Origin of the sequence: Acidovorax sp. M14 (assembly GCF_049331375.1) — a bacterium.
In the GTDB taxonomy this organism is placed as follows: domain Bacteria; phylum Pseudomonadota; class Gammaproteobacteria; order Burkholderiales; family Burkholderiaceae_C; genus Acidovorax.
The window spans coordinates 2,449,556-2,472,447 of the sequence record NZ_CP186263.1 but is presented as its reverse complement, the minus strand read 5'-3'; the positions used below and the strand labels follow the sequence as shown (position 1 = coordinate 2,472,447).

Below are 22,892 nucleotides of genomic sequence, written 5' to 3'. Positions count from 1 at the left end.
ATAGCTGCTAGCGCTAGTGAATCATGCGCTGGCAGCTATCAAAACAGGAGTATCCTGGACTGCGTCAGACCGGCACGGTGTAGTTGAGCGTCATGCGCCCGCCGTCCACGGTCACGATCTCGCCAGTCACATAGCTCGCCGCGTCGCTCGCCAGCCAGGCCACCACATCGGCAATCTCCGACGGCTCTCCCAGCCGCTTCATGGGCGTGCGGCTCATGATCTTGTTCTTGGCCTCATCGCTGGTCAGCACCGCCTTGGCGGCCAGTTCGGTGGCAATGGTGCCCGGCGCTACGGCGTTCACGCGAATGTTCTTGTCGGCCAGCGCCAGCGCCATCACGCGTGTGAGCTGGTTCACGCCGCCTTTGCTCACGTTGTAGCTGGAGATGTTGGGAATGGTCAGCACCCCATTGACTGAACTCATATTGACGATGGCGCCGCCACCGGAGGCGACCATGGCCCGCGCCACCGCCTGACCGACCAGGAACGAGCCTTTGAGATTGACGCGCAGCACGGCATCAAAGTCGGCCTCGGTCACGTCCAGAAAATCTGCCGCGCGGAAGATGCCGGCGTTGTTCACCAGAACGTCGATGCGCCCATGGGCCGCCAGGGTCCGGGCCACCAGCGCATCTACCTGCGATTTATCGCCCACATCGCAGCGGACATACAGCGCGTTCAGCTCCTGTGCGAGCGCCTGGCCGCGCGCATCGTCCACATCCACGATCATCGGCTTGGCGCCTTCGGCCGCAAAACGGCGGACACACGCCTCGCCAATGCCTTGGGCGCCCCCGGTGACGATGCAGACGCGATCACGAAGGCCGAAGTGGATGTGGGATGTGGAAGGGGCTTGGGTGGGAAGTGTCATGGGCGATGATGGTAGCGGTACGGGCAGATAACAGAGTCCAGATCGACCGATGCGATACAGTCGTCTGATTTACTAATTACTAGATACGATGTATAAATGTTCTGCCTGAGAAGGCTGAGCTAACTTCGCGTCAGCATTAGAGATTCCGCCCACACCCAGCGCCACCAAAATGGTGGCCGCCGTGCCGCCCATGCGCCGGATCACCTTCTTCCAGGCGTCGGCGTCTTCCTCCTTGGCTGCAGCCTCCGCGCGCTCCAGCTCGATCTCGGCCACCACGGCGGCGGGCTGCTCACCCAGCAGCTCGGCCACCCTGAAACACATCAACGGGCCCATCGCACCCTTTCCTGCCTGCCATTCGCTCACTCGGTGGCGGCTCACGTTCAGCAGCTTGGCTAGGGCGTAGTCGCTGACGATGTTGTGTTTTGCCTTCACGGCGGCGAGGTATTCACGTGTATTCATGGCTGGCGTCCTTAGGCAGTGTTCCTAAGGCGGGAGTGTCTCCGAACGTTCGGACCATCGCAACAGATCGACAAACAGAACGTTCTTGACACTTGACGTAGGTCTGAGTCCAGACCTATAGTCGCGCCGTCCCCCGGTCAGACCACATCAACCCGGAGGGCTGGCGCTTTCAACCTGGTTCCTGCTGGCCAGGGGACACCCTCGATGGCGCCGGACCTCTCGAAAGCGCCACATGTCCGTTACGAATTCCTTAGCCGCAGGAGTGCAGCCCAGCTGCTCATTGGCCGAAGGGGAGGGGGCCTCGGCTCCCTCCCCGGGTTGTGTCCTGACCATCGACACACAAGGCCTCAGAGACTTCATCGCTGCAGAGCGTCGGCTTGACGCCGCCGTGGTCTATATGCGGAAGCTGTTCAGGAAGTCGAAGTCTGGTACCGCTGATGACGCGGCCATCAATACGGCGTTGGTTGCCGTTCTGGTCAAGTGGGAAGACACCATCTTTGAAATCCGTCGGCGCGGCGGCCTGCTGCACATCGGTGCGGGGGTCTGACCATGGCAACCACCATCAAGACTGCCCCGGGCGAGCAGGTAACCGTCGCCCCCACGCTGATCCCTGTCTTAGGCGGTGTGCCTGAGGCCCGTGTCCAGCTGATCTTGCGCCGTGGCCCCATCGTCATCGACCGCAAGCTGTCTCCGGCAGATGCCTACAGCCTGGGCATGGCCCTGTGTGCAGCGGCTGGGGACGCCGCGCCATGAGTTGCTCTTCAGCCTCTTTCTCGGGGTTCGTGAAGCACTTCGATGAACCAAGGGAGCCCGAGGGCCTAGGCACCTGCCTGGGCTGTGGTGCAGCCCTCGATTCTCTGGCGCACAGCTGCAGCTACTGCCAGCGGCAGACGCCCCACGGTGCGCGCCAAGCCCGCCTCGGCCGCCTGGGCAGCAACCAGGGACCGAAAGAGGGGACAACCCCATGAGCACGCCCACCACCGCGCGCCCTGTGGCTGACAAGCCCATGTTCCCCCAGCTCCCAAACGAAGACCTGCAGATGGCCCTGGCGATGGTCACCACGGCCCACGGCTGGCTGCAGGAGGCCTATCGGCTGGTCGAGGGTCACTACACCCTGCGCATCCAGTGCGAGACCGCTGGCAAGAGCGCCAAGCACCTGCGCGAGATGATCGCGGCCCGCACCAAAGGCGGGGTGTAACGATGTCTCGGTATACACGCGAAATCCATACACACGGCGGCGATCTCCACGCGCGGCTCGATACACAGCGGCAGGGTCTGAAACGGCGCCACACGGCCCTGCGCACCTCGCAATCCATCCTGTTCGTCAAGAACCTGGAGCCCAAGGCCCAACACCGCACGGTCTGGTGCCACCGCCACGTGATCGACGATGTGGCGATGCCGGTGTTCCGCAAGTTCGACGGTGCCCGGGCACGCCTGGGCAAGGTCAAGACCTGCGGCAGCGTCTGGGCCTGCCCGGTATGCGCGGCCAAGGTGGCCGAGCAGCGCCGCCGCGAGCTGCAGCACGCCATGGTGTCGCACGTCGCCGCCGGCGGGCACGCCTACCTGCTGACCTTCACCTTTCCCCACTACGTGGGCCAGCCCCTGGCCGAGCTGATGGAGCCTTTCGGCAAGGCCCGCCAGTCGTTCCAGAACTGCCGCAAGTGGAAAGCGGTGATGGAGCGGGCCAACAAGATCGGCGTGGTCAATTCCCTGGAAGTGACCTACGGCGGGGCCAACGGCTGGCATCCACACCTGCACATGCTGGTGTTCTGTGACGCCGGGGCGTTCGCCGAGGGCCCAGCCGATGATGCTGGCCGCCTCAACAGCGCCGCCATCGAGCACCTGCGCGGCCACTGGGTGCGCCTGCTGGAAAAGCGCGGCCTCGTGGACGCCAGCAACCGCAACTGGGCCGGTCAGTACGCATTGGACGTACGGGGCGGCAAGGATGCGGCCGACTACATCGCCAAGTGGGGCCACGATGAGACCTGGGGCATGTCCTCCGAGCTCACCAGCAGCCACGCCAAGATCGGCAAGCGCGACAACTGGGGCGCGCGCGAGCACTACACCCCCTTCCAGCTATTGGAGCTGGCCCGGGCTGGTGATGGGCACGCGATCTGCGCCTTCCGTGAGTTCGTGGCCGAGTTCGACGGCCGCCGGATGCTCACGTGGTCGCGCGGCCTGAAGGATCACTTCGGCATCGACGAGATCGACGACGACGAAGCCGCCGCCGAGCCCGAATTGAGCCTCGATGACGAGCACCAAGTCGGGACCATCGAGCAAGAGCAGCTGCAGGTGCTCACCCGTTACGGAAAGCTCGGCGACTTCCTCGCCCTGGTGGCCCAGCACGGCCACATCCCCGAGGCCCAGCAGCTGATAGACGACTGGATCGAGGCCGTCGCCGATGCCGGTGGCAGGCAGGGCAGGGGAGACATCCTTGTCGATCGCCTGCGGCTCACCGATCACAGCTACTTTTTCGTCCCCGATCTGGTCGAGGGCTGAAGCCGGCCGGGCGGTCCCCGGAGTTCCAAAGGAGTCCATCCATGCGTTTCTCGATCTGGCAATCTGTGCAAGTCTCGAACCCTGAACACCCTCGCTTCGGCCAAGCGGGATCGGTGCAAGGCATCAACCCCGAAACCCCCAACGAAGTGGCGGTGAAGTTCGACCTCGACAGCATCATGGTCGTGGTCCCCGTTGCTGACCTGAAGGCCCTGTAAGCCATGGCCCGCACGTCTGCAAAAGTTGGGCGCGGGCCTTGCCCTAGCTGCGGTGAACGTGTCAGCTTTCACCGGACGGCGGGCGGCATGCTGAACTACGAGTGCTTCGGCTGTGATCAGAACGGCTATGCACACAAGGGCGGAAAGTCTGAGGCCGACTGGCTGGCAACCCTTGAAAAAGCCCCAGCCCCGGTAGCCGACCCCACCCCGGCACCAGCTCCGGGCCCGGCGCCGGTACCGGCACCACCAACCCGTAAATCCGCCCTCCTGATCGGTTGACCATGACCACCAAGCCCGAAGCCATCGACCCCCTCGAACAAGTCACGTTCACCCCGGTGGACGCACCATCGGGCCCCGCGCAGGCCCAGCAGCAGGCCGAGGCCGACGAAGCCGCGCAGCAGGAAGCGGCCATGCTCCAGCAGGTCAGCCTGGGCATCTCGCGCATCGTCTTCGCTGGCCTGCGTGCCGTGCGCTCGGCCATCGCCAAGAGCATGCCGGAGATCATGGAAGAGTGGCCCGACGATGTGCTGCGCGGCCCGGCCGACGCCGCCGCCCCGGTGCTGCAGCGCTACATGACCCGGATCACCGAACTGGCCGGCCGGAACCCCGAAGTCGCCATGCTGGTGATCTCCCTGGTGCCCCTGGCCATGGGCTATGTCACGGCCCTGGAGAAACACGGCCGCACCATCGAGGCCACCCCGGTGAAGGAATCCGCGTGACGCCTTTTCGCTGGGCAGCATTCGGCGCCACCGGCACCGGCAAGACGGCATGGGTGGTGCAGCAGCTGCAGAAGCTCAAGCCCCGCCGCCTGATGGTGTGGGACCCCAAGCACGACGACATGCTGAACGGGGTGGGCGAACCATTCACCGACTGGGCCGCGTTCGTCCGGGCCTGCCGGGGCAAGGCCTTCCAGGCGCGCTACCTGATGAACCACGACTTCAACCAGCACGAGCAGTTCGCCCGGTTCTGCGAGCTGGCATGGCGTGAGGGCAACGTGGTGCTGTTCGTGGATGAACTGGCCGAGGTGACCAAGGCCAGCCACGCGCCAGCCGCCTGGAAAAAGATCGTGAACGTGGGCCGCCGTTACGAGAACGGCACCAAGTCGATCAGCATCATCGGGGCCAGCCAGACCCCGACCGAGGTGGACAAGTCCTTCCTGAACAACTGCGACTTGATCCACACCGGCCGCTTGGGCAACGTGGCCGCCGCCAAGACCTTCGCGCAGCAATGGGGCATCAACGTGGCCGAGATCACCGGCCTACAGCCCCTGCACTGGTTGGAAAAACGCGACACATCGCCAGAAATTTCGCGCGGAATGCTGAAATTTTCTGGCCGCCAGCAGGCCCCAAAACGGGCGCCTTAGGCGGTGTGCCTTAGGGCACGGATTTGGTTTTTTGTCCCTCGGGCGGTCTCATCGGGTTGTCTTTTCAACCAACCCCGGACGCCTGAGGCCGACATGAACCTGACCACTTCCCAGCTCACCAAAATTGCAATCGCGCTGGGCGGTTGCTTCGCAGCCTACAAGTTCATCGACAACCCCGCAGCGCGCACCATGGCGCTCGGCGTGGCCGGTGTCATCGTGGCCCGCCAAGTGCCCTACATCCAAGACGCACTCAACTGATCGGGGCACGCAATGAACAAGCAAATTGCCCTTGATCCGTTCCAGAACGTTGTCGCGTCCGGTGTCGCTATCTCGGACATGACGAAGCTGCTCGGCTCGGTGCTGGAGAAGCTGACCCTCACCCTCGGCGGTACCTTCACCAAAAGCATGATCTCCAAGATCGAGCTGAAGGCCAACGCCAAGACCATTTTCGAAACCGATGGCTCGAAACTCGATGCATCGAACCTGTACAACGGCGGCGCCTCGGACGTGACGATCCTGAAGATCGACTTCATGGACCGTAAGGCCGTGACGCCCAACGCGCGCCAGGCAGGCGCCATCGATCTGAGCCAGCCATCGGGCATCCGCACGTTGCGCCTGGAAGTGACGATCAGCGGCGCCACCAGCCCGACGCTGGTTGGTGTGGCCGATGTGTCGCCACCCACCAACGATCCGGCCGAGGCACTGATCCGCCCGCTGATCGCGCGCCGTCATCGTTCGACCCAAGTGATCGGCGGTGCAGGCACCTTCGCCCTGCTGGTCCCCCACGTGGACCCCGCTGGTGGTGGCTCCAACTACCGCCGCATCTACATCTACAGTGCCAACATGACGGCCCTGAAGACCGTGCGCGAGGGCATCACCGAGCACGAGCTGACCAAGCTGCAAAACGAAGCGCTGCAGAAGGACAACTTCAAGGTGCCGCAGGCCAATCTGGTGGTGTTCGACCCAGTGCAAGACGGCCAGCTGTCCGGCCGCACCTGGGACACCCGCCGCGAGGTGGGAATTGCCAGCGCGATCTTCTATGGCACGTTCTCGGCCGGTGAAACCATCACCATCGAGACCGAAGAACTGCTGCCCTACGGCCCGTACTGACCATGACCAACGCGGAACTGATCGACCAACAGGACCGCCTTCGTCCACTCCGCATGTTTGTCGGGGTGTTCTCGGGTGCTCTTGCGGGCTATGACCAGGCGCTGGCGACGGAAGACGCCACGTCCTGGAATCTCGCTGGGCAGTACCAGACCATCGGCCCCGGTGGCGTTGCCATCGAAGGCCGGCCGATTGCCATCGGCCGCACCGGGGGCGTGTACATCTCGCCCATGCTGGTGCTGATGGGCCTGGGCGCTGCCGCAGTGCTGCTGCTGCGAAAGGGTTAGGAATGGCTGCGGGCCTCTCTCTCTCCCTGCCGTTCGGCGGCGGTGCTGGTGGCGTGGGCTTCGGCATGGGCCTGCCGCCTATCGGGTTTTCCAGCTCGGCCAGCTCGGGCATGGATCAACGGGGCGCGAGCTTCGGTGCCAGCAACGGCGACTTCATCGTGAACATGGGCGGCTCTGGCGTATCGCTGCAAGGGGCCTCCGGTGGAATCAACTGGTGGCTGATCGCCGCAGGAGTCGCCGCGTGGTACTTCCTGCGCAAGTAACCCCCACCGCCTGGACGCTGGAGATGATCGAGGCCATGCGGCCATCGGTCGAGGCCAGCCCCTGGGGCGGCTTGGCGGTACCGCGCGAAGCGCTGCACGGCTCCCACCTGTTCACCTTCACCGATGGCGGCCAGCGTGCGCTGGTGGCCCTGCGCCCGGTGGTGTTCGGGCGCGGTACCCGCCTCGATGTGGTGGGTCTGGTGAGCCAGGGTGATCGCCTGCACGGTGCCGAGTTCGACGAAGCCCTGATGGGCACCGCGCGCTGCTTTGGCGCCAGCGTCCTGGCAATGACCACCGCCCGAGAACACATTGAACGCCAGTGCCTGCGCCAAGGGTGGGAACGCACTGGTTCCGTGATGACGAAAGCAATCCATGTCTGAAAGCAACAGCGATACCTCGCAGAGCACCAACCAGACCGACAACCGCAGGGTGATCGGGCAGGGCGGTGCATCGGCTGAAGGTGGATCGACCATCACGATCAACACGTTGGACGGCAACGCCGTGAACGCCGCCTTCGCCTATGGCAACGATGTCGGAAAAACCGCCTTCGGCTTCGGAAACCGAGCCTTCGAATTTGCGGGCGACACGGTGATGGAAGCGCTGGGGTTTGGTGGCAAGGCTCTGAACGCTGCGCTCAACGCCAACAGCGACGCGCTGGCCTTCGCGGAATCCACCAACAACACCGCACAGCGCAACGCCTACAACTTCGCCAGCGACGCCCTGGGCGGATCGCTCGGTCTGGCTACCTCGGCCATGAACAAGGCCTTCAACAGCGCTGAGTACGTGGGCTCTATGGTCAAGGACGCCTACGCCGACGCAAAGGGCCGGGGCGCGCTGACCGACAAGATTCTGATCGCCGCCGTGCTCGCCATGGCGTGGGTCGCTTACACATCGGTGAAGAAATGAAGCCATCCGCCATCTACTCGTTTCAGGTGCCCGCCAGCGGCGTGTACCAGCTCCCTGTGATCGGGGAGTATTTCAAGATTCTGTCGGCCGATGGCGCGGTAGATGTGCGCGCTGAATGGGGCACGCTCAAAGGCCTGGTTGCAGGCCAGGGCCTGGAAGCCACGCCATTCCAGCGCCTGGAGATCACCGATGTATCGGGCGCAAACAACAACCTGCGAATCTTCATCGGTGATGAAAAATTTATCGATGGCCTGGGCGGATCGGTCAGCGTGTCTCAGACCGTGGTGGCCCGCACCTCGGCATTCACCAACCTGAACAAGACGGTGACCAATGCCAGCGCCCAGCTGCTGGCGGCCAACCTAGCGCGCCAGTACCTGCTGATCCAGAACAAAGATACAGCCGGGAACCTCTACGTGGGCTTCGGCGCTGGTGCGGCCACAGTCGCAAACGGCGTGCGCATCATCCCGGGCGGCGCGCTGGAGCTGGTGGGCGTGTGTACCACGCAGGCCATCCAGTGCATTGGCGATATCGCCAGCAATGCCAACGTCGTGACGGTGGAGGGCTGACCATGCCAGTTTCACAGGGAAGCGCGGGCGGACTGCCGGGGGCAGTACTCAAAGCGTGGGTGCGTTTCAACGGCGCGGGGGCGATTATTAACTCGCTCAACGTGTCAAGTGTTGTACGCACTTCGGCGGGCAACTATGACATAACGTTTTCAACGCCGATGGGATCAACAAGCTATGTCGGTCGCTGCACGACTGGGGCAATAAGTACAGGGGCTTCGCAGCTGCTATTGCAGTTCACCGTAGCCACTGTCAATGGAGCCTCTGTACGGTCTACGAATACGTCTTTGACGGGCTACGATGGGGCGCATCTGTGGGAGTTCTATGAATGACCCAATCCCGCCTCTTGTTCCTGCTGGCCGGGGCCGTGGTGGTGCTGGTCGCGGTGGATCTGGCGAAGCGCCAGCAAGGGCAGGGCGCACCGGCCTGGGACGGCATCTTGCCCGATGGGTGGCAAGGCCTCGCGCCAGAGTGGGCGGGCGGTGAGACTGACCAGACGACAACGATTTTTGAGGATGTGATCGTGAGCCTGACCCCCAGCACCTACGCACCGGTCAATGTGCCGGCCGATGTGGCCGCCAGCAACGTGCGCGCCTTCTTGGACATGATCGCCTTCAGCGAAGGCACCAAGGGCCACGGTGATGACGGCTACAACGTCCTGTACGGCTACGGTGAGTTCGACAGCTACGCCGACCACCCACGCCAGTACATCCCTTTCCGCAACACCACCACCAGCGCGGCCGGTCGATACCAGATTCTGGCGCGCACCTGGGACGGTGTACGCGGGAAGCTGGGCCTCCCAGATTTTTCGCCAGCCAGCCAGGACGCTGCCGCCGTGGAACTGATCCGCGAGCGGGGCGCCCTCGGTGATGTGCAGGCCGGTCGCACCGTGCAGGCCATCAACAAGGTGGCGAAGGTGTGGGCCAGCCTGCCAGGCGCTGGCTACAACCAACCAGAACGCAAACTTTCCGCCCTGCTGTCGGCCTACGCCAGCGCAGGCGGTCAAACCACTGAGGCCTGACCATGTCCACCGCATCTTCCCCCGGTCCAAACAACCTGCTGCTGCTTGCCGTGCTCGGCATCGGCGCCTACTACCTGATGACCCGCCGCGCGATGGCGCAGCCGATGTACCAGGGCCAAGCGGGCCGCGCAGCCCAAAACGCATCGATCATCGGCGCAGGACTGAACGCCCTGGGCAACCTGTTCAAGGGTGGCGGCTCCAGCGGCTCCACCGTGCCTTACCTGGGCACCTATGACGGCCGGTCGCAAACCCAGTGGGATGTGACGCCGCAGGGTCCGGACGGCCCGCGCTACAACAACCCCAGCGCCTATGTGGCCGGAGATGGCGTGGCGGTGAACCCCCCATTCGATAGCGCCTACGACTTCACCAACGAGCCCTGGTACTGACCATGGACCGAAAAGCCATCATGGGGATCGCTGCGGTCGCGGGGATCGGCCTGCTGATGTACCTGCGAAAGTCTGGGGATTCATCGGCCATCGCTGGCGCATCGTCGCTGCTCGGCTCGGCCGGTGGTGGTGCCAGCTGGGCCAGCCAGCCAATCGTCATCAACACAACGGCCGCAAAACCTGCAGTCACGGACGGCAGCGCAACAGGTTCAACACCGGCCAAGGCCCCGGCACCAGCCCCAGCCCCAGCCCCAGCCCCAGCGGCCAGTACCCCCTGGAGCATGACGGCGGCCGAGCCTGATCCCACCTGGGGCGGTATGGGCTGGATACGCAGCAACGGAAAGCCTGTGGCCGATGGCTACGCCCTGGGCCACCTGACGCCAGAACAGCGTGCGGGCCGCTCCGACGCTGAAATCATCACCCGGCTCATCATCTGATGAAAATCGCCCCTGTCTCCGCCGACCTCCTGATAAAGCTGGCCCTGCTGGCCGGTGGCGTGCTGGTCGCGGCCTACGTGGTGCGCAAGGCATCCACGGCCGCCAGCGACGCGGCGGGCGCGGCCTGGGATGCCACCAGCCAGGCGGTGCGCGATGGGGCCTGGGCCGTCACGCCCTGGAACAACGACAACGTGATTTATCAGGGCGTCAACAACACCCTGTTCCCTGACGGCTCCGACACCCTCGGCACCTGGCTGTATGGCCTGCTGCACCCCGAGCCATCGCCCCCGATGTACGTCCCCGACTCGCCCGCCTGGAACACGCAGGGCGGCCAGTGGAACAACCCCAGCGCGTACACCGCGCCATCCGGCCAGGGCGGCGCCGCCTTTGGCATCTACCCAAGGCCCTGACCATGAAAAAAACCGCCATCGCCCTCGCCATCGCCACCCTGTGCGCCTCCCTGGCTGGCTGCGGCGGCCTGCATGTCTCCTGGGTGGCGACGGCCAGCTATAACGCCGACGCCATCACGCAAAGCCAGGTGCAGCACCAGGACGAAAGCAAAAAGTGAAGTTCACCAGCACCCTGCAGCTCGAACGCCTGGAAGACACCAGCCGCGACGGCCGGGGCACATGGCGCCTATTGGCCGCCCTGGGCTACGACTCCGACCTGATCGGCCACGTGGACGTGCCGCAGGGCTTTGTCACCGACCTGGCCAGCGTGCCCCGCCTGCCGGTGGCCTTCTTCCTGGCCGGTGGCCTCGCTCACGCTGCGGCCGTGGTGCATGACTGGCTGTACACCACCCACCAGACCGACCGCGCGACGGCCGATGCCGTGTTTCGGGAAGCCGCGCAGGCCTGCGGCGTGAGCCCGTGGCGGGCCTGGGTGATGTGGCTGGGGGTGAGGGCAGGGGGCGCATCGTCCTGGGGCGCTGATGGCCCCGCGCAGCCCCCTGGCGTGTCGATTCAAATCCAACAAGAGGGACTATTGCCATGAACTTTGAGACCGTGCTGCAGGTGGCCGGATATGTGGGGGGGTGCATCGCTGCATACGCCGCCATCCGGGCCGATCTATCCCGTATCGGCCAGATTGCCCAGCAGGCCTACGACTCGGCAGACAAGGCCCATGAACGCATCGACCGGATCATCAGCAAATGAAAGCCTTCCTTCCCACCCCGGCCGAGTTCGGCCGTGAAGCCCTGATCTTGATCGGCGGTGCCCTGATCGCCGCCTTCTTGATGCGCCAGCTCCCTGGCGTCCGTTCGTACATCCGCGACGCCTGGGGAGAGCCAGGCGGGCACACCTGACAGGAGAACCACCATGGCACGACGCCGCATGCCCCCCCGCCACAAGTCCGGCCCCAAGAAGGGCCAGTTCAAGAAGCGCCGCTGACCACCAGCGCGAGACTCCAGAAACATCAAAGCCACCGCAAAGGGTGGCTTTTTTTATGCCCAGCGCTTGACCAGCAAGCACCAGCAGCTATCAATTTTGAATCAACTGCAGCACGACGACACCGGCCGCCCGGTAGTCCCGGTCGTTCGCTGCCTGCCAGGCGGCCGGCGCACGCCAGTTCGCCGCGGCTTCCAGCTCCCTGATCTTGCCCAGCAGGAACTGGTGAGACCAGTGGGCCTCGCTGCAGGCATCGGCAAAGCCCCAGCTGGTGAGCCAGTACAGCGCCTGCAGTGGCGCGGCCGGTACCGGGGTTTCCTCGCGCAGCCACCTGCGCATGGTGTTCTCGTGGACCGCGAGCACCTTGCATGCCCGGGCAAAACCAATCTCGTCAACAAACAGGCGCAGCTGAGCCGCGCCACCAACACGTGGCACTTTCAACATGGGGTTCCTCTTGGGTGTTTTTGCTACGAGCTGGCGCCGCTCAGGGGCCATGATGGCCGGGGCACCAGGGGCCTGTACAGGCAAAAGAAGCCAGGGCGGCTTCAGGCGAAGGCAACGGACGGCATGAGGCCATCGATCCACCGCGCCTTCTTCTTGCGGCGAGTAGATACGATGTATATTATGTTAAATGTAAAATCTACTTCTTTAAAGCTCTCTGCGGATCAGGACGTCCGTCGACGCCCCATCGGTCAATGTCAATGGCTAGATAGCCGCCGCCGGATCCCCGTACCGAGCCACCATGCTGCCAGCCCGCCTTGCGTATTCAAACGCAGCATGGGTGCTCAAAAAAATCCGTCCTTCCAACCGCTGGCCAAGTTCTGTGCCTTGCAAACGGTCAAGCACAGGCCCTTTCACCTCGGACAGCAGCAGTGCCGCCCCTCGCTGGGCCAGGCTGCGCTCCAGATCGGTCAGTACGCCCAATGCCGTCGTGTCGATCTGGTTGATGGCTGAGCACACCAGAAGCACGTGGCGTGTATCCGGTTGAGCGGCTACCAGCGCCTCCACACGGTCCAGCAAAGCGTCCGAATTGGCGAAATACAGGCTTTCATCCACGCGCACGGCAATCAGACCGGGCTCTGTATTCACCGTGTGACGGGTCACATTGCGAAAGTGCTCCGTGCCTGGCACGCGCCCCACCACCGCAATGTGCGGATGGCTGCTGCGCCATACCAACGTGCCCAGCGACAACGCCACCCCCATCAGGATGCCGACTTCCACGCCAAAAGCGACCACGCCCCCTGCAGTGGCCAGCAGGGCCATGGCGTCGGCCTTGTCGTAGTGCCACGCCTCGCGCAGTGTCTCCACGTCGATCAGGGACACCACCGCCACGATGATGGTGGCTGCCAGCACGGCGTGGGGCAAATAGTGAAACAGCCCCGTCAGCGCGGCAATCACCACACCCATCAGCACGGCAGAAATGACACCTGCCAGAGGCGTATTGGCCCCGGCCGCAAAATTGACGACCGAGCGCGCAAAGCCGCCCGTGACGGGGAACCCACCCGACAGCGCGCTGGCAACGTTGGCAGCCCCCAGGCCCAGGAGTTCCCGGTTGGGCTGAATGCGCTGCTGACGCTTGAGCGCCAGCGATTGCGCCACCGACACGCTTTCGACAAAGCCCACCAGTGAGATCAACAGCGCAGGCAACCACAGCGAGCCCACAGACGCCATCGACACCGCCGGCAACCCGAGTTGCGGCAGGCCTTGGGGCACCGTGCCCACAATGCTGACCCCCGCCGTCTGGTCCCAGCGCATGGCGGCGACCAAGGCGGTGGACACCATCACGGCCAACATGGGCGCCAGCTTGGATGCGATATCCGCCAGGCGCGGACTGGCACCCAGGCGAACCAGCCATGGGGAAAAGGACTTGCGCGCCAGCACCAGAAACAACACGCTGCCCGCACCAATTCCCAGCGTGACGAGGTTGGTGCCAGGCACGGCGTGGACCAGTTGAACCAAGGTATCAAAGACGTCGTTGCCGCCAGCCTTCACGCCCAGCAGGTGCTTAATCTGCCCCACAGCAATGAGCACAGCCGAGCCAGAGATAAAACCGCTGATCACCGGATGGCTCAAAAAATGGGCCAGAAAACCCAGTCGCAACACCCCGAACAGCAGCAACATGCCCCCGGACAGCAGCGACAGCAGCATGGCCAGCGCCACGTAGTCGGGCGATCCAGCGGCGGCCAGGGGCTGCAGGGCGCTCGCCGTCATGAGCGAAGCCACTGCCACCGGGCCCACGGCCAGCGTCATGCTGGACCCCAGCGCTGCGTAAGCAATGATCGGCAGGATGCTGGCGTACAAGCCCACCTCGGGCGGCAAGCCCGCCAGCAGCGCGTAGGCCAGGCTCTGCGGAATCAGCATCACCGTCACGATCACACCGGCAACCATGTCGCCGGAGAGCCAGGACTTCTGGTAATTGCGAACCCAGCCGGGGATGAAGTTCATGAGGGTTCCTGGGTGATCAGGACGCTTCAGCGTCCAAGTTCTGCGTCAGCCCAAACAACTGGGCAGACCGGGCGCCGGAACGGCAAAACGCCAGTGTGGGTTTGGGGGCTGAGATCAAAGCCTGGTGCATGGCCTGAACCTGTTCCGGTGTGATGGAGCCGCTGACCACGGGCAGGTACACATAGTGCAGCCCGGCCGCCGTGGCTGCATGCTCCATTTCAGGGCTGGTGGGCTGTGCGCCACCGCCCTCCCCGTCGGGCCGGTTGTTGATGATGGTCTTGAAGCCCTGCTGGGCCAAAGAGGCAAAGTCCGTGGTGGCCAACTGCGGCGACACAGCAAAGTCAGGGGTCAGGGCAATGATTTGCAGCGGCATATCAGCGGCCTCCGGTCTGTGTGGCTGGGGTACGGTGGGACATGCGTTCGGCCAGTTCAAACAGCCACATGCCCGCCAGCATGGCGATCACAAACACGATGGCTTTGGGCTGGCCTGCACCCGCCGAAACAATGGCTGGCCCGGGGCAAAAACCGGCGATACCCCAGCCCGCGCCAAAGATGAGGCTTCCGACGACCAGACGGCGATCAATGTCGCGCGACGTGGGCAGGTGCATGGCGCCGCCCAGAAAGCTGGTGGTCCGCTTCTTGGCCACGGCGAAGGCAAACACGCCCACCGCAATGGCTCCGCCCATCACAAACGCCAGCGATGGATCCCACAAGCCGGCCAGGTCCAGAAAGCCCAGCACCTTGCCCGGGTCGGTCATGCCCGAGACGATCAGGCCCAGTCCGAAAATCAGGCCCACCACAAACTCCGAAATACGATTTTTCATAGCGATCAATGCTCCGATGAATGGGGATACGCTCAGGCCAGCGCGTGCCGGATGAGGAAGACGGTGACGAACCCTGCCCCCATGAAGGCCAGGGTGGCCACCAGGGACCGGGGCGACATGCGCGAGAGTCCGCACACGCCGTGGCCGCTGGTGCAGCCCGATCCGTAACGGGTGCCGACACCCACCAGCAGGCCGGCGATCACCACCATGCCCCAGTTCGCATCAATGCGCGGCTGCGTGGGGCCGACCACCAGCCAGTAAAGGCCAGGCGCCACCAACATGCCCAGCAAAAAAGCCAGGCGCCAGCCCATGTCGCCCGCGCGGGGGCGCAGCAGCCCTCCCACAATGCCGCTGATGCCCAGAATGCGCCCGTTGAGAAGCACAAAAAGCGCCGAAGCAAGGCCCAGCAAAACGCCGCCAGCCAGGGCAGCCCAAGGGGTGAAATGGGTCCAATCGATCAGCATGGTTTGCTCTCCTGCTCAGGGCCACAAAATTGTTCAAACAGCACATTCATCACCGCCAGGGCCTGGGGGCTGGCGATCTCGTAATAGATGTTTTTGCCTTCGCGGCGGGTGTTGACGAGACCCTCCTCGCGCAATACGCCCAGCTGCTGCGACAAGGTGGGCTGGGAGATGCCCACCAACTCCTCCAGCTCGCCCACCCGCTTTTCGCCCTGCGTCAGCTGGCATAGCAGCAGCAGGCGGTCGGGGTTGGACAAAACCTTCATCAAGCGGCAAGCGCTGTCGGCGGACCTGCGCAAGGCTTCCAGGTCCATTTGTGCTTCTGAGTGCATGATGGCGCGCTCCTTTTCAAATTCGATGTTGATATTCTATTGACTAACAATCTATTTGTCAATAAACTATCAACATCGAAATTAATACGGAGCCCTTCGATGAAACCCCAGATAGAAGCCTTCTTTGATGACGCAACCTGGACGGTGAGCTATGTGGTGTTCGATCAGCCTGGCGGCCACTGCGCGGTGGTGGATTCGGTGCTGGACTACGACCCGAAGTCGGGCCGCACCCGCACACGGTCTGCCGACAAGATCATCGCGTTTGTGCAAGGTCAGGGATTGACGGTGCAATGGATTCTGGAAACCCATGCCCACGCAGACCATTTGTCGGCAGCACATTACCTTCGCGACAAGCTGGGCGGAAAGATCGCCATTGGCGCGTCCATCACGCAGGTGCAGGACGTGTTCAAGAAAGTCTTTCATCTGGAGCCCGAGTTCCGCCCGGATGGCAGCCAGTTCGACCAGCTGCTGCACGACAACGAGGTGTTCCACATCGGCCAGCTGCAGGCCCAGGCGCTGGCAGTGCCCGGCCATACCCCCGCATGCATGGCCTATCAGGTCGGTGATGCCGTGTTTGTGGGCGACACCCTGTTCATGCCCGACGTGGGCACCGCGCGCTGCGACTTCCCCGGCGGCAATGCCCATACGCTGTACCAATCGGTGCGCAAATTGCTCAGCCTGCCGGATGAAACCCGCCTGTTCATGTGCCACGACTACCCCCCTGCGGGGCGCGCCGTGGCGTGGCAAACCACGGTAGCCGACCAGCGGGCCAAGAACATCCATGTGCACGACGGGGTGAGCGAGGAAGCTTTTGTGGCGCTGCGCACCCAGCGCGACGCGACGTTGGAGATGCCCGTGCTCATCCTGCCCTCGGTGCAGGTCAACATCCGTGCGGGGGAAATGCCGCCGCCGGAAGCCAATGGCGTGACCTATCTCAAGATTCCCGTCAACGCGCTGTGACACGCTGCCGCATCCGCACCACCCTACCCACCGCAGGAACGCCGACATGAAAACAGCCCACGATCTCGTCACTGCCGCCAAGGCACTGGTGCAAGAGGTTCCACTGGACCAGGCCGACGAAGCCATCCGCACCGCCGACGTGCTGATCGATGTGCGAGAGGCGGACGAATACCAGGCAGGACACATCCCGGGCGCGATTCACGCATCGCGCGGGGTGCTGGAGTTCCGCCTCAGCAGCACACCCGAACTCAGCGCGCGTGACCTCAAGGTTGTGCTGTACTGCAAGACCAGCGGCCGTGCCGCACTGGCCGCGCGCGCCATGCACGACATGGGCTATCTGCAGGTGCAGTCCATCGCCGGCGGCTTTGACGCCTGGGTGGCTGCAGGCAAGCCTGTCGCGGCGCCTGCGTCCCCCTCATTCGACTGACCGGGCAGCGAGCGCATTCCGTGTTCGCTGCGCTTGTGCAAGCAGGGCCCATCCCGGGCCACAACCTCAGAGCAAGGAAATCATCATGAACATCAACGTAGGAACCGTGGACCGTGTGCTGCGCGTCTTGGCAGGCCTGGTCCTGATCGCACTGGCCGCCACCGGCACGGTGGGCTGGTGGGGATGGCTGGGCGTGGTGCCACTGGCCACCGGCCTGTTTCGCTTCTGCCCGGCTTACACGCTGCTTGGCATCAACACCTGTCCCATGAAGAAATAAACCGCCGACAGGCGCCGGCACACACAGAGTCCGGTGCCCTCAAGGCCGCAGCAAGGAACCATTCCATGAGTACGTTCGACCACACCAGCCTGATCCAGGGCATCAACGAAAGCCTGGCCACCTTCCGCAAGGCCCAGCCTGACGCCATGCGGGGCTTTGCGCAGCTTGCGCAGGCCTCCATGGCGGAAGGGGCGTTGACCAGCAAGCACAAGGAGCTGATTGCCCTGGCCATCGGCGTCACCCAGCGCTGCTCCGGGTGCATCGGTTTTCATGTCAAGGCACTGCAAAAGCTCGGTGCCACCCGCGCAGAGCTGGAAGAGATGTTGGCTGTGTGCGTTTACATGGGCGGTGGCCCGGCTCTCATGTACACGGCCGAGGCCCTGAAGGCCTGGGACACCATGGCCGCCGCCAGCGCCCCCACCGCAGCCTGACGCAACGGCCCTGCCATCCGTCCGCTGCCGTCGCACGCTCGACACCCCGGCGGGTCATCCGCCAAACCCGTGGTGATAAATCGGTTTACATTTTGGGCATCTATCCGCGAGACTGTTACCAAAACAGGAGGGGGTGTCCATGCAATCTCATCGTCGTTATGGGTTGGAACGGGTGTTGTCCAAGGCATGGGCCGCAGGGGGCATCTGCGCCGCATTGCTGGCCGCGAGCAACGTGCAGGCGCTCGAGCCACCCACCGGCCCTGTCATCCTCACCATCGACGGCGCCATCACGCAAACCAACCGGGGCCCGCAGGCGCAGTTCGACATGAAGATGCTGGAGAAGCTGCCGCAGCACAGCTTCTCCACCCAGACCCCCTGGTACCCCAGCGCCGTCACTTTCACAGGCCCCCTGCTCCGCGATGTGCTGGCAGCAGTGGGTGCCAAGGGCACCAAGATCACGGCAGTGGCCCTCAATGACTACAAGACCGAGATCCCGGCGGACGACGCCACCAAACACGACGTGATCGTGGCGCGCCTGATGAACAACCGGCCCATGCCCATCCGCGAAAAAGGCCCGCTGTTCATCGTTTACCCCTTTGATACCAAGGCCGAGTTGCGCAGCGAGCTGTATTACAACCGGGCAGCCTGGCAGCTCAACGCACTGCACATCCGGTAGTCGCCCTCCCCGCCCCGGCCCACCCGTATGCTGCGCAGCCAACACATCCTGCGGCTCATCATTGCGGGGCTGGTGTTGGCCTATGTGGCCATAGCGGCGGTGCAATACAGCCAGTACCGCAGTGTGGAAGCCGTCATGCGGCGCGGTGATGTGAATGCGCTGTGGTCGTTCTTGCAGCTCAATGTGGAGTATGAAAAGCTGGACCACGCGCTGCACCAGTTCGAGCTGGACCCCACCAGCATCACCATGGACAAGCTGGAGCTGCGCTACGACCTGTTCCTGAGCCGGTTCAGCGCGCTGGAAAGTGGTACCTCGCGCACGCTGATGCAGGACGAGCCCATCTACAGCACTGCGCTGGCCGCCCTGCAGCGGTTTGTGGCAGCGGGCGACAGCTACTTTGGCGCCAGTGTGGACGCCACCTCCAGCCAGACCAACATGCGGCGCCTGCGCATCGAACTGGATGGCTTGCGCGAGACGGTGCAAGAGCTGTCGCTCAGCGCTTCGCGCGTGTCTGCCCTGCTGGGCGACTCGCGCAACGCCGAGGTCAAGCACCAGACCTTGTTGACCACCGGGCTCACCGCCTTCCAGGCGCTGCTCACCTTTTTGCTCGCTTTTGCCATGGCGCGGCAGTTCTTGCAGCGCGAAAAGGCCACGGCCCAGGCCATGGCAGCGCAGACCGAGCTGGTGGAAGCCCTCAAGCGCAACGAGGAGGTGCTGGAGGCGCGCGTGGCGGAGCGCACGGTGGAGCTGCAAAAGGTCAACGCGGCCCTGCGCGAACACGAGGACGAGCTGGAGATTGCCCGCGCCCGCGCCGAGGATGCATCGCAGATGAAGTCGGACTTCCTGGCCAACATGAGCCACGAGATCCGCACCCCCATGAACGCGGTGATCGGCATGAGCCACCTGGCCCTGGGCACCGACCTCACTCCGCGCCAGCGCGACTATGTGGAAAAGATCCAGCGCTCTGGCCAGCACTTGCTGGGCCTGATCAACGACATCCTGGACTTCAGCAAGATCGAAGCCGGCAAGCTCGAAGTGGAGGTCGTGGACTTTGACCTGCGCGGCGTGCTGGACAACGTGGCCAACCTGGTCAGCGACAAATGCGCCCACAAGGGCCTGGAGCTGCTGTTCGATGTGGACCCTGCCCTGCCCGATGACCTGCGCGGCGATCCGTTGCGCCTGGGGCAGATCCTGGTGAACTACGCCAACAACGCCGTCAAATTCACCGACAAGGGCGAAATCATCGTGCGCGTCACCGAGACCTCGCGCGACGACACCGGCGTGTTGCTGCGCTTTGAGGTGCAGGACACCGGCATCGGCCTGACGCCCGAGCAGCAGTCGCGGCTGTTCCGGTCGTTCGAGCAGGCCGACACCTCTACCACGCGCAAATACGGCGGCACCGGCCTGGGGTTGGCCATCTCCAAGAAGCTGGCCGGGCTGATGGGGGGCGAAGTGGGAGTACAAAGTCAGCCGGGGGCCGGCAGCACGTTCTGGTTTACCGCCCGTCTGGGGCTGGGCAACCCAAGCCATGCGCCCCTGCTGCCCACGCCCGACCTGCGCGGGCGGCATGTCTTGGTGGTGGACGACAGCGAGCAGGCCCGGCACATCCTGGGCGAGATGCTGGCCCGCATGAGCTTTTCGGTCACCACGGCCTCTTCCGGAGAGGAGGCCGTGGCCCAGGCCCGCGCTGCCGAACAGGCCGGTCGCCCTTGTGAGATTGCATTCGTGGACTGGAAGATGCCCGGCATTGACGGGTTTGACACCCACCGCGCGCTCGCCCAGCTGCAGCACCCACCCCACACGGTCATCGTGACCGCTGCAGGCCGCGACGATGTGCAAAGCGAGCTGGAACGCGCCGGGCTGCAACTGATGCTGTCCAAGCCCGTCAGCCCCTCGCAACTGTTTGATGCCGCCATGCAGGCACTGGGCGGACAAGCCCGGTCGTCCGACGGGCGTGCCGCACAGGCACCCCGTCGCGCCACGCACCTCTCCGCCATTGCGGGCGCACGGGTGCTGCTGGTGGACGACAACGACCTGAACCAGCAGGTGGGCGCCGAGCTGTTGAGCGGCGCGGGCCTGGTCGTGGATGTAGCCCAAAACGGGCAGGTGGCACTGGACATGCTCGCCCAGACCCCTTACGACCTGGTGCTGATGGACATGCAAATGCCTGTGATGGACGGTCTGACCGCCACCCGGCACCTGCGCCAGACCCCCGCCTGGGCCCAGTTGCCCGTGCTGGCCATGACAGCCAACGCCATGAGCCGGGACCGTGACCTGTGCCTGGAGGCAGGCATGAACGGCCACTTGGCCAAACCCATCGACCCGGACGAACTGTTTGCCGCGCTGCTGCAATGGATTGCCCCACGGGCCACCGATGCGACTGAGACAGACCGCCTCAACGCCGAACTTCAAGGGCAGCCAGCGGGTGACGTAAATAACCCGCAAGCACCGCCCCACCCTGCCCCCGCGCCTTCTGCCGATGACGCATTGCGCCGCATCCCAGGGCTGGATGTGACCGCCGGCCTGCGGCGCGTGCTGAACAAACGCCCCGCCTACGAGGGCCTGCTGCGCAAGTTTGTGGCGGGGCAAGCACATGCCGTACAGGCCACACGCACGGCCCTGGCCGCCGGGCGGCACAACGAAGCCCAGCGCGCCATGCACACACTCAAAGGCACAGCCGGCACCATCGGCGCCAGTGCACTCGCTGCCCTGGCGCAACGGGCGGAAGAAGCCATCGCCCAGAAGACCTCACCCGAACTGACAGAGCCATTGCTGGAGCCCGTCGAAGCGGCATGCCTGGCACTGGTCATGGCGCTACAGCAAGCCCTGCCCTCAGACGAAGTTGCTGACGCGGACACTGGTCCTGGCCTGCAGATCGACGCATCGGCTGCGCGTGCGCTGGTGGCGCAGCTCGACGCCCTGCTGTCCGACGACGATTCCGACGCCATCGAAATCTTCAAGGATTCCGCGCCCGCGCTGCAAACCCTGCTCGGGCCCGCGTATGGCCAAATGAAGCGGTCGCTGGATAGCTACGACTTTGTGGAGGCACTGGCCATACTGCGGCAGACCCCCATCGCACACCATGATTACAAGGAGGACCCGGTTCATGAATAGCCCATTCGCACCCAGCGGCAAATGCACGGTGCTGGTCGTAGACGACACGCCCGACAACCTCTCGCTGATGAGCGACCTCCTGCGCACTGACTACAAGGTCAAACTCGCGCCCAGTGGCGAGCGTGCGCTGCAGATCGTGGCAGGCGACAGCAAGCCCGATCTGATCCTGCTGGACATCATGATGCCGGACATGGACGGCTACGAGGTACTGCGCCGCCTGCAGTTCAACCCCGACACTGAAGACATCCCCGTGATCTTCCTCACCGCCATGAGCGCGGCCGAGGACGAGAGCATTGGCCTGGAGCTGGGCGCGGTGGACTACATCACCAAGCCCATCAACCCCGCCATCGTGATGGCACGGGTGCGCAACCACCTGCAGCTCAAGCGCGCGCGCGACTTTCTGGCCCAGCACAACCATTTTCTGGAGCAAGAGGTGGCCAACCGCACGCGCGCCATGGCCGAGCTGCAGGACGCCACCATCCGCGCCATGGCCTCGCTGGCCGAAACGCGCGACAACGAAACCGGCAACCACATCCGGCGCACGCAGCATTACATGGAGACGCTGGCCCGCCACCTGCAAAACCACCCGCGCTTCAAGGACGAGCTGACCGACGCCGCCATCGAGACCATCTTCAAGTCCGCCCCGCTGCACGACATTGGCAAGGTGGGCATCCCCGACCGCATCCTGCTCAAGCCCGGCAAGCTCACGCCGGAAGAGTTCGAGATCATGAAGACGCACACCACCCTGGGGCGCGACGCCATCATCGCGGCCGAGACCGGCACCACACAGGACAACCCGTTCTTCCGGTACGCCAAGGAGATCGCCTACAGCCACCAGGAGAAATGGGACGGTTCAGGCTACCCCGAGGGCCTGGTGGGCAACACCATCCCGCTGTCTGCGCGGCTGATGGCCGTGGCCGATGTGTATGACGCACTGATCTCCGAACGCGTCTACAAGCCCGCCTACTCCCACGAGCAGGCAGTAGAGATCATCCGCGACGGCCGAGGCAGCCACTTCGACCCCGACATGGTCGATGCCTTCCTGACTTTGTCCGAGGAGTTCCGGCGCATCGCCCAGCAGTTTGCCGACGCCGAACCCGCGCGGCTGGCCGAGGTGGACCGGCTGGCCGCCGACCTGCCCATGGAACGCATCGAACTGACTTCGCGCGAAGAGCCGCTCTGAGTGGCTGTG

Annotated in this window: 37 protein-coding genes; 29 read left to right on the top strand and 8 right to left on the bottom strand. The window is 64.2% G+C overall.

The window, feature by feature from the left end:
* Nucleotides 1–64 precede the first annotated feature (64 nt).
* Entirely contained in the window at nt 65–862 is a 798-nt protein-coding gene (locus ACOYR4_RS11345) for an SDR family NAD(P)-dependent oxidoreductase (protein ID WP_422849591.1), read from the bottom strand.
* 72 nt (nt 863–934) lie between these two features.
* The gene (locus ACOYR4_RS11340; RefSeq protein ID WP_422849590.1) at nt 935–1,321 is read right to left on the bottom strand and encodes a hypothetical protein; all 387 of its coding nucleotides are present in this window, start codon (nt 1,319–1,321) and stop codon (nt 935–937) included.
* Nucleotides 1,322–1,553: 232 nt separating this feature from the next.
* Here ACOYR4_RS11340 and ACOYR4_RS11335 point away from each other — a divergent pair, with 232 nt between their 5' ends.
* From ACOYR4_RS11335 to ACOYR4_RS11230, 22 genes are all read left to right on the top strand, one after another.
* Nucleotides 1,554–1,868 (top strand): hypothetical protein, encoded by a 315-nt coding sequence (locus ACOYR4_RS11335; protein ID WP_422849589.1) that lies wholly within the window; start codon nt 1,554–1,556, stop codon nt 1,866–1,868.
* Between the two features lie 2 nt (nt 1,869–1,870).
* Nucleotides 1,871–2,074 (top strand): hypothetical protein, encoded by a 204-nt coding sequence (locus ACOYR4_RS11330; protein ID WP_422849588.1) that lies wholly within the window; start codon nt 1,871–1,873, stop codon nt 2,072–2,074.
* 211 nt (nt 2,075–2,285) lie between these two features.
* Nucleotides 2,286–2,519, top strand: a complete 234-nt coding sequence (locus tag ACOYR4_RS11325; protein ID WP_422849587.1) for a hypothetical protein — start codon at nt 2,286–2,288, stop codon at nt 2,517–2,519.
* Nucleotides 2,520–2,521: 2 nt separating this feature from the next.
* The gene (locus ACOYR4_RS11320) at nt 2,522–3,820 is read left to right on the top strand and encodes a protein rep (protein ID WP_422849586.1); all 1,299 of its coding nucleotides are present in this window, start codon (nt 2,522–2,524) and stop codon (nt 3,818–3,820) included.
* Nucleotides 3,821–3,861: 41 nt separating this feature from the next.
* A complete protein-coding gene (locus ACOYR4_RS11315; protein ID WP_422849585.1) occupies nt 3,862–4,035 on the top strand; it encodes a hypothetical protein in 174 nt (57 codons plus the stop codon).
* Nucleotides 4,036–4,316: 281 nt separating this feature from the next.
* A complete protein-coding gene (locus ACOYR4_RS11310) occupies nt 4,317–4,754 on the top strand; it encodes a hypothetical protein (protein WP_422849584.1) in 438 nt (145 codons plus the stop codon).
* Nucleotides 4,751–5,398, top strand: a complete 648-nt coding sequence (locus ACOYR4_RS11305) for a hypothetical protein (RefSeq protein WP_422849583.1) — start codon at nt 4,751–4,753, stop codon at nt 5,396–5,398. Before ACOYR4_RS11310 ends, ACOYR4_RS11305 begins: the two co-directional genes overlap by 4 nt.
* A gap of 93 nt (nt 5,399–5,491) precedes the next feature.
* Nucleotides 5,492–5,656, top strand: a complete 165-nt coding sequence (locus ACOYR4_RS11300; protein WP_422849582.1) for a hypothetical protein — start codon at nt 5,492–5,494, stop codon at nt 5,654–5,656.
* A gap of 12 nt (nt 5,657–5,668) precedes the next feature.
* Nucleotides 5,669–6,508, top strand: a complete 840-nt coding sequence (locus tag ACOYR4_RS11295) for a major capsid protein P2 (protein ID WP_422849581.1) — start codon at nt 5,669–5,671, stop codon at nt 6,506–6,508.
* Between the two features lie 2 nt (nt 6,509–6,510).
* Nucleotides 6,511–6,792, top strand: coding sequence for a hypothetical protein (locus ACOYR4_RS11290; RefSeq protein WP_422849580.1), 282 nt, complete (start codon nt 6,511–6,513; stop codon nt 6,790–6,792).
* Nucleotides 6,793–6,794: 2 nt separating this feature from the next.
* Nucleotides 6,795–7,055, top strand: a complete 261-nt coding sequence (locus ACOYR4_RS11285; RefSeq protein ID WP_422849579.1) for a hypothetical protein — start codon at nt 6,795–6,797, stop codon at nt 7,053–7,055.
* Entirely contained in the window at nt 7,034–7,435 is a 402-nt protein-coding gene (locus ACOYR4_RS11280) for a hypothetical protein (protein WP_422849578.1), read from the top strand. Before ACOYR4_RS11285 ends, ACOYR4_RS11280 begins: the two co-directional genes overlap by 22 nt.
* Nucleotides 7,428–7,961, top strand: a complete 534-nt coding sequence (locus tag ACOYR4_RS11275; protein WP_422849577.1) for a hypothetical protein — start codon at nt 7,428–7,430, stop codon at nt 7,959–7,961. Before ACOYR4_RS11280 ends, ACOYR4_RS11275 begins: the two co-directional genes overlap by 8 nt.
* On the top strand, nt 7,958–8,527 hold the full coding sequence (locus ACOYR4_RS11270; RefSeq protein WP_422849576.1) for a hypothetical protein: 570 nt from the start codon (nt 7,958–7,960) through the stop codon (nt 8,525–8,527). Before ACOYR4_RS11275 ends, ACOYR4_RS11270 begins: the two co-directional genes overlap by 4 nt.
* A gap of 325 nt (nt 8,528–8,852) precedes the next feature.
* Nucleotides 8,853–9,545, top strand: coding sequence for a glycoside hydrolase family 104 protein (locus ACOYR4_RS11265; RefSeq protein WP_422849575.1), 693 nt, complete (start codon nt 8,853–8,855; stop codon nt 9,543–9,545).
* Between the two features lie 2 nt (nt 9,546–9,547).
* Complete coding sequence (locus ACOYR4_RS11260; RefSeq protein ID WP_422849574.1) at nt 9,548–9,931, top strand: hypothetical protein; 384 nt, start codon at nt 9,548–9,550, stop codon at nt 9,929–9,931.
* A 2-nt stretch (nt 9,932–9,933) separates the two neighbouring features.
* Nucleotides 9,934–10,368, top strand: coding sequence for a hypothetical protein (locus tag ACOYR4_RS11255; protein WP_422849573.1), 435 nt, complete (start codon nt 9,934–9,936; stop codon nt 10,366–10,368).
* Nucleotides 10,368–10,778, top strand: a complete 411-nt coding sequence (locus ACOYR4_RS11250) for a hypothetical protein (protein ID WP_422849572.1) — start codon at nt 10,368–10,370, stop codon at nt 10,776–10,778. Before ACOYR4_RS11255 ends, ACOYR4_RS11250 begins: the two co-directional genes overlap by 1 nt.
* 2 nt (nt 10,779–10,780) lie before the next feature.
* Nucleotides 10,781–10,936, top strand: a complete 156-nt coding sequence (locus ACOYR4_RS11245) for a hypothetical protein (protein ID WP_422849571.1) — start codon at nt 10,781–10,783, stop codon at nt 10,934–10,936.
* Entirely contained in the window at nt 10,933–11,361 is a 429-nt protein-coding gene (locus tag ACOYR4_RS11240; protein ID WP_422849570.1) for a DUF1353 domain-containing protein, read from the top strand. The genes ACOYR4_RS11245 and ACOYR4_RS11240 overlap by 4 nt, the downstream gene beginning before the upstream one ends.
* Entirely contained in the window at nt 11,358–11,522 is a 165-nt protein-coding gene (locus tag ACOYR4_RS11235; RefSeq protein WP_422849569.1) for a hypothetical protein, read from the top strand. The genes ACOYR4_RS11240 and ACOYR4_RS11235 overlap by 4 nt, the downstream gene beginning before the upstream one ends.
* Nucleotides 11,519–11,671 carry a hypothetical protein gene (locus ACOYR4_RS11230; protein WP_422849568.1) on the top strand — a complete coding sequence of 51 codons (153 nt, stop codon included), beginning with the start codon at nt 11,519–11,521 and terminating at the stop codon, nt 11,669–11,671. Before ACOYR4_RS11235 ends, ACOYR4_RS11230 begins: the two co-directional genes overlap by 4 nt.
* 175 nt (nt 11,672–11,846) lie before the next feature.
* Here the strand turns inward: ACOYR4_RS11230 and ACOYR4_RS11225 are convergent, their stop codons facing one another.
* The 6 genes from ACOYR4_RS11225 to ACOYR4_RS11200 form a co-directional block, all read right to left on the bottom strand.
* On the bottom strand, nt 11,847–12,197 hold the full coding sequence (locus tag ACOYR4_RS11225; protein ID WP_422849567.1) for a hypothetical protein: 351 nt from the start codon (nt 12,195–12,197) through the stop codon (nt 11,847–11,849).
* A gap of 261 nt (nt 12,198–12,458) precedes the next feature.
* Nucleotides 12,459–14,198: a SulP family inorganic anion transporter gene (locus tag ACOYR4_RS11220; protein ID WP_422849566.1), complete on the bottom strand. Its 1,740-nt coding sequence runs from the start codon at nt 14,196–14,198 to the stop codon at nt 12,459–12,461.
* A gap of 16 nt (nt 14,199–14,214) precedes the next feature.
* Nucleotides 14,215–14,571 (bottom strand): TIGR01244 family sulfur transferase, encoded by a 357-nt coding sequence (locus tag ACOYR4_RS11215; RefSeq protein ID WP_422849565.1) that lies wholly within the window; start codon nt 14,569–14,571, stop codon nt 14,215–14,217.
* Nucleotide 14,572: 1 nt separating this feature from the next.
* Nucleotides 14,573–15,022, bottom strand: a complete 450-nt coding sequence (locus ACOYR4_RS11210) for a DUF6691 family protein (RefSeq protein WP_422849564.1) — start codon at nt 15,020–15,022, stop codon at nt 14,573–14,575.
* Nucleotides 15,023–15,054: 32 nt separating this feature from the next.
* Nucleotides 15,055–15,486 (bottom strand): YeeE/YedE family protein, encoded by a 432-nt coding sequence (locus tag ACOYR4_RS11205; protein WP_015014120.1) that lies wholly within the window; start codon nt 15,484–15,486, stop codon nt 15,055–15,057.
* A complete protein-coding gene (locus ACOYR4_RS11200) occupies nt 15,480–15,815 on the bottom strand; it encodes an ArsR/SmtB family transcription factor (protein WP_422849563.1) in 336 nt (111 codons plus the stop codon). The genes ACOYR4_RS11205 and ACOYR4_RS11200 overlap by 7 nt, the downstream gene beginning before the upstream one ends.
* Nucleotides 15,816–15,914: 99 nt before the next feature.
* On the opposite strand from ACOYR4_RS11200, the gene ACOYR4_RS11195 reads away from it, so the two are divergent.
* The 7 genes from ACOYR4_RS11195 (at nt 15,915) to ACOYR4_RS11165 (ending at nt 22,883) form a co-directional block, all read left to right on the top strand.
* Nucleotides 15,915–16,775: an MBL fold metallo-hydrolase gene (locus ACOYR4_RS11195; protein WP_422849562.1), complete on the top strand. Its 861-nt coding sequence runs from the start codon at nt 15,915–15,917 to the stop codon at nt 16,773–16,775.
* A 46-nt stretch (nt 16,776–16,821) separates the two neighbouring features.
* Nucleotides 16,822–17,202 (top strand): rhodanese-like domain-containing protein, encoded by a 381-nt coding sequence (locus tag ACOYR4_RS11190; RefSeq protein WP_108498613.1) that lies wholly within the window; start codon nt 16,822–16,824, stop codon nt 17,200–17,202.
* Between the two features lie 85 nt (nt 17,203–17,287).
* The gene (locus tag ACOYR4_RS11185; RefSeq protein ID WP_015014124.1) at nt 17,288–17,479 is read left to right on the top strand and encodes a YgaP family membrane protein; all 192 of its coding nucleotides are present in this window, start codon (nt 17,288–17,290) and stop codon (nt 17,477–17,479) included.
* Nucleotides 17,480–17,544: 65 nt separating this feature from the next.
* The gene (locus tag ACOYR4_RS11180) at nt 17,545–17,910 is read left to right on the top strand and encodes a carboxymuconolactone decarboxylase family protein (RefSeq protein WP_291446655.1); all 366 of its coding nucleotides are present in this window, start codon (nt 17,545–17,547) and stop codon (nt 17,908–17,910) included.
* Between the two features lie 139 nt (nt 17,911–18,049).
* Nucleotides 18,050–18,586 carry a molybdopterin-dependent oxidoreductase gene (locus tag ACOYR4_RS11175; RefSeq protein WP_422849561.1) on the top strand — a complete coding sequence of 179 codons (537 nt, stop codon included), beginning with the start codon at nt 18,050–18,052 and terminating at the stop codon, nt 18,584–18,586.
* Nucleotides 18,587–18,613: 27 nt separating this feature from the next.
* The gene (locus ACOYR4_RS11170) at nt 18,614–21,700 is read left to right on the top strand and encodes a response regulator (RefSeq protein WP_422849560.1); all 3,087 of its coding nucleotides are present in this window, start codon (nt 18,614–18,616) and stop codon (nt 21,698–21,700) included.
* The gene (locus ACOYR4_RS11165) at nt 21,693–22,883 is read left to right on the top strand and encodes a response regulator (RefSeq protein WP_209819665.1); all 1,191 of its coding nucleotides are present in this window, start codon (nt 21,693–21,695) and stop codon (nt 22,881–22,883) included. The genes ACOYR4_RS11170 and ACOYR4_RS11165 overlap by 8 nt, the downstream gene beginning before the upstream one ends.
* The last annotated feature ends 9 nt before the right edge of the window (nt 22,884–22,892 follow it).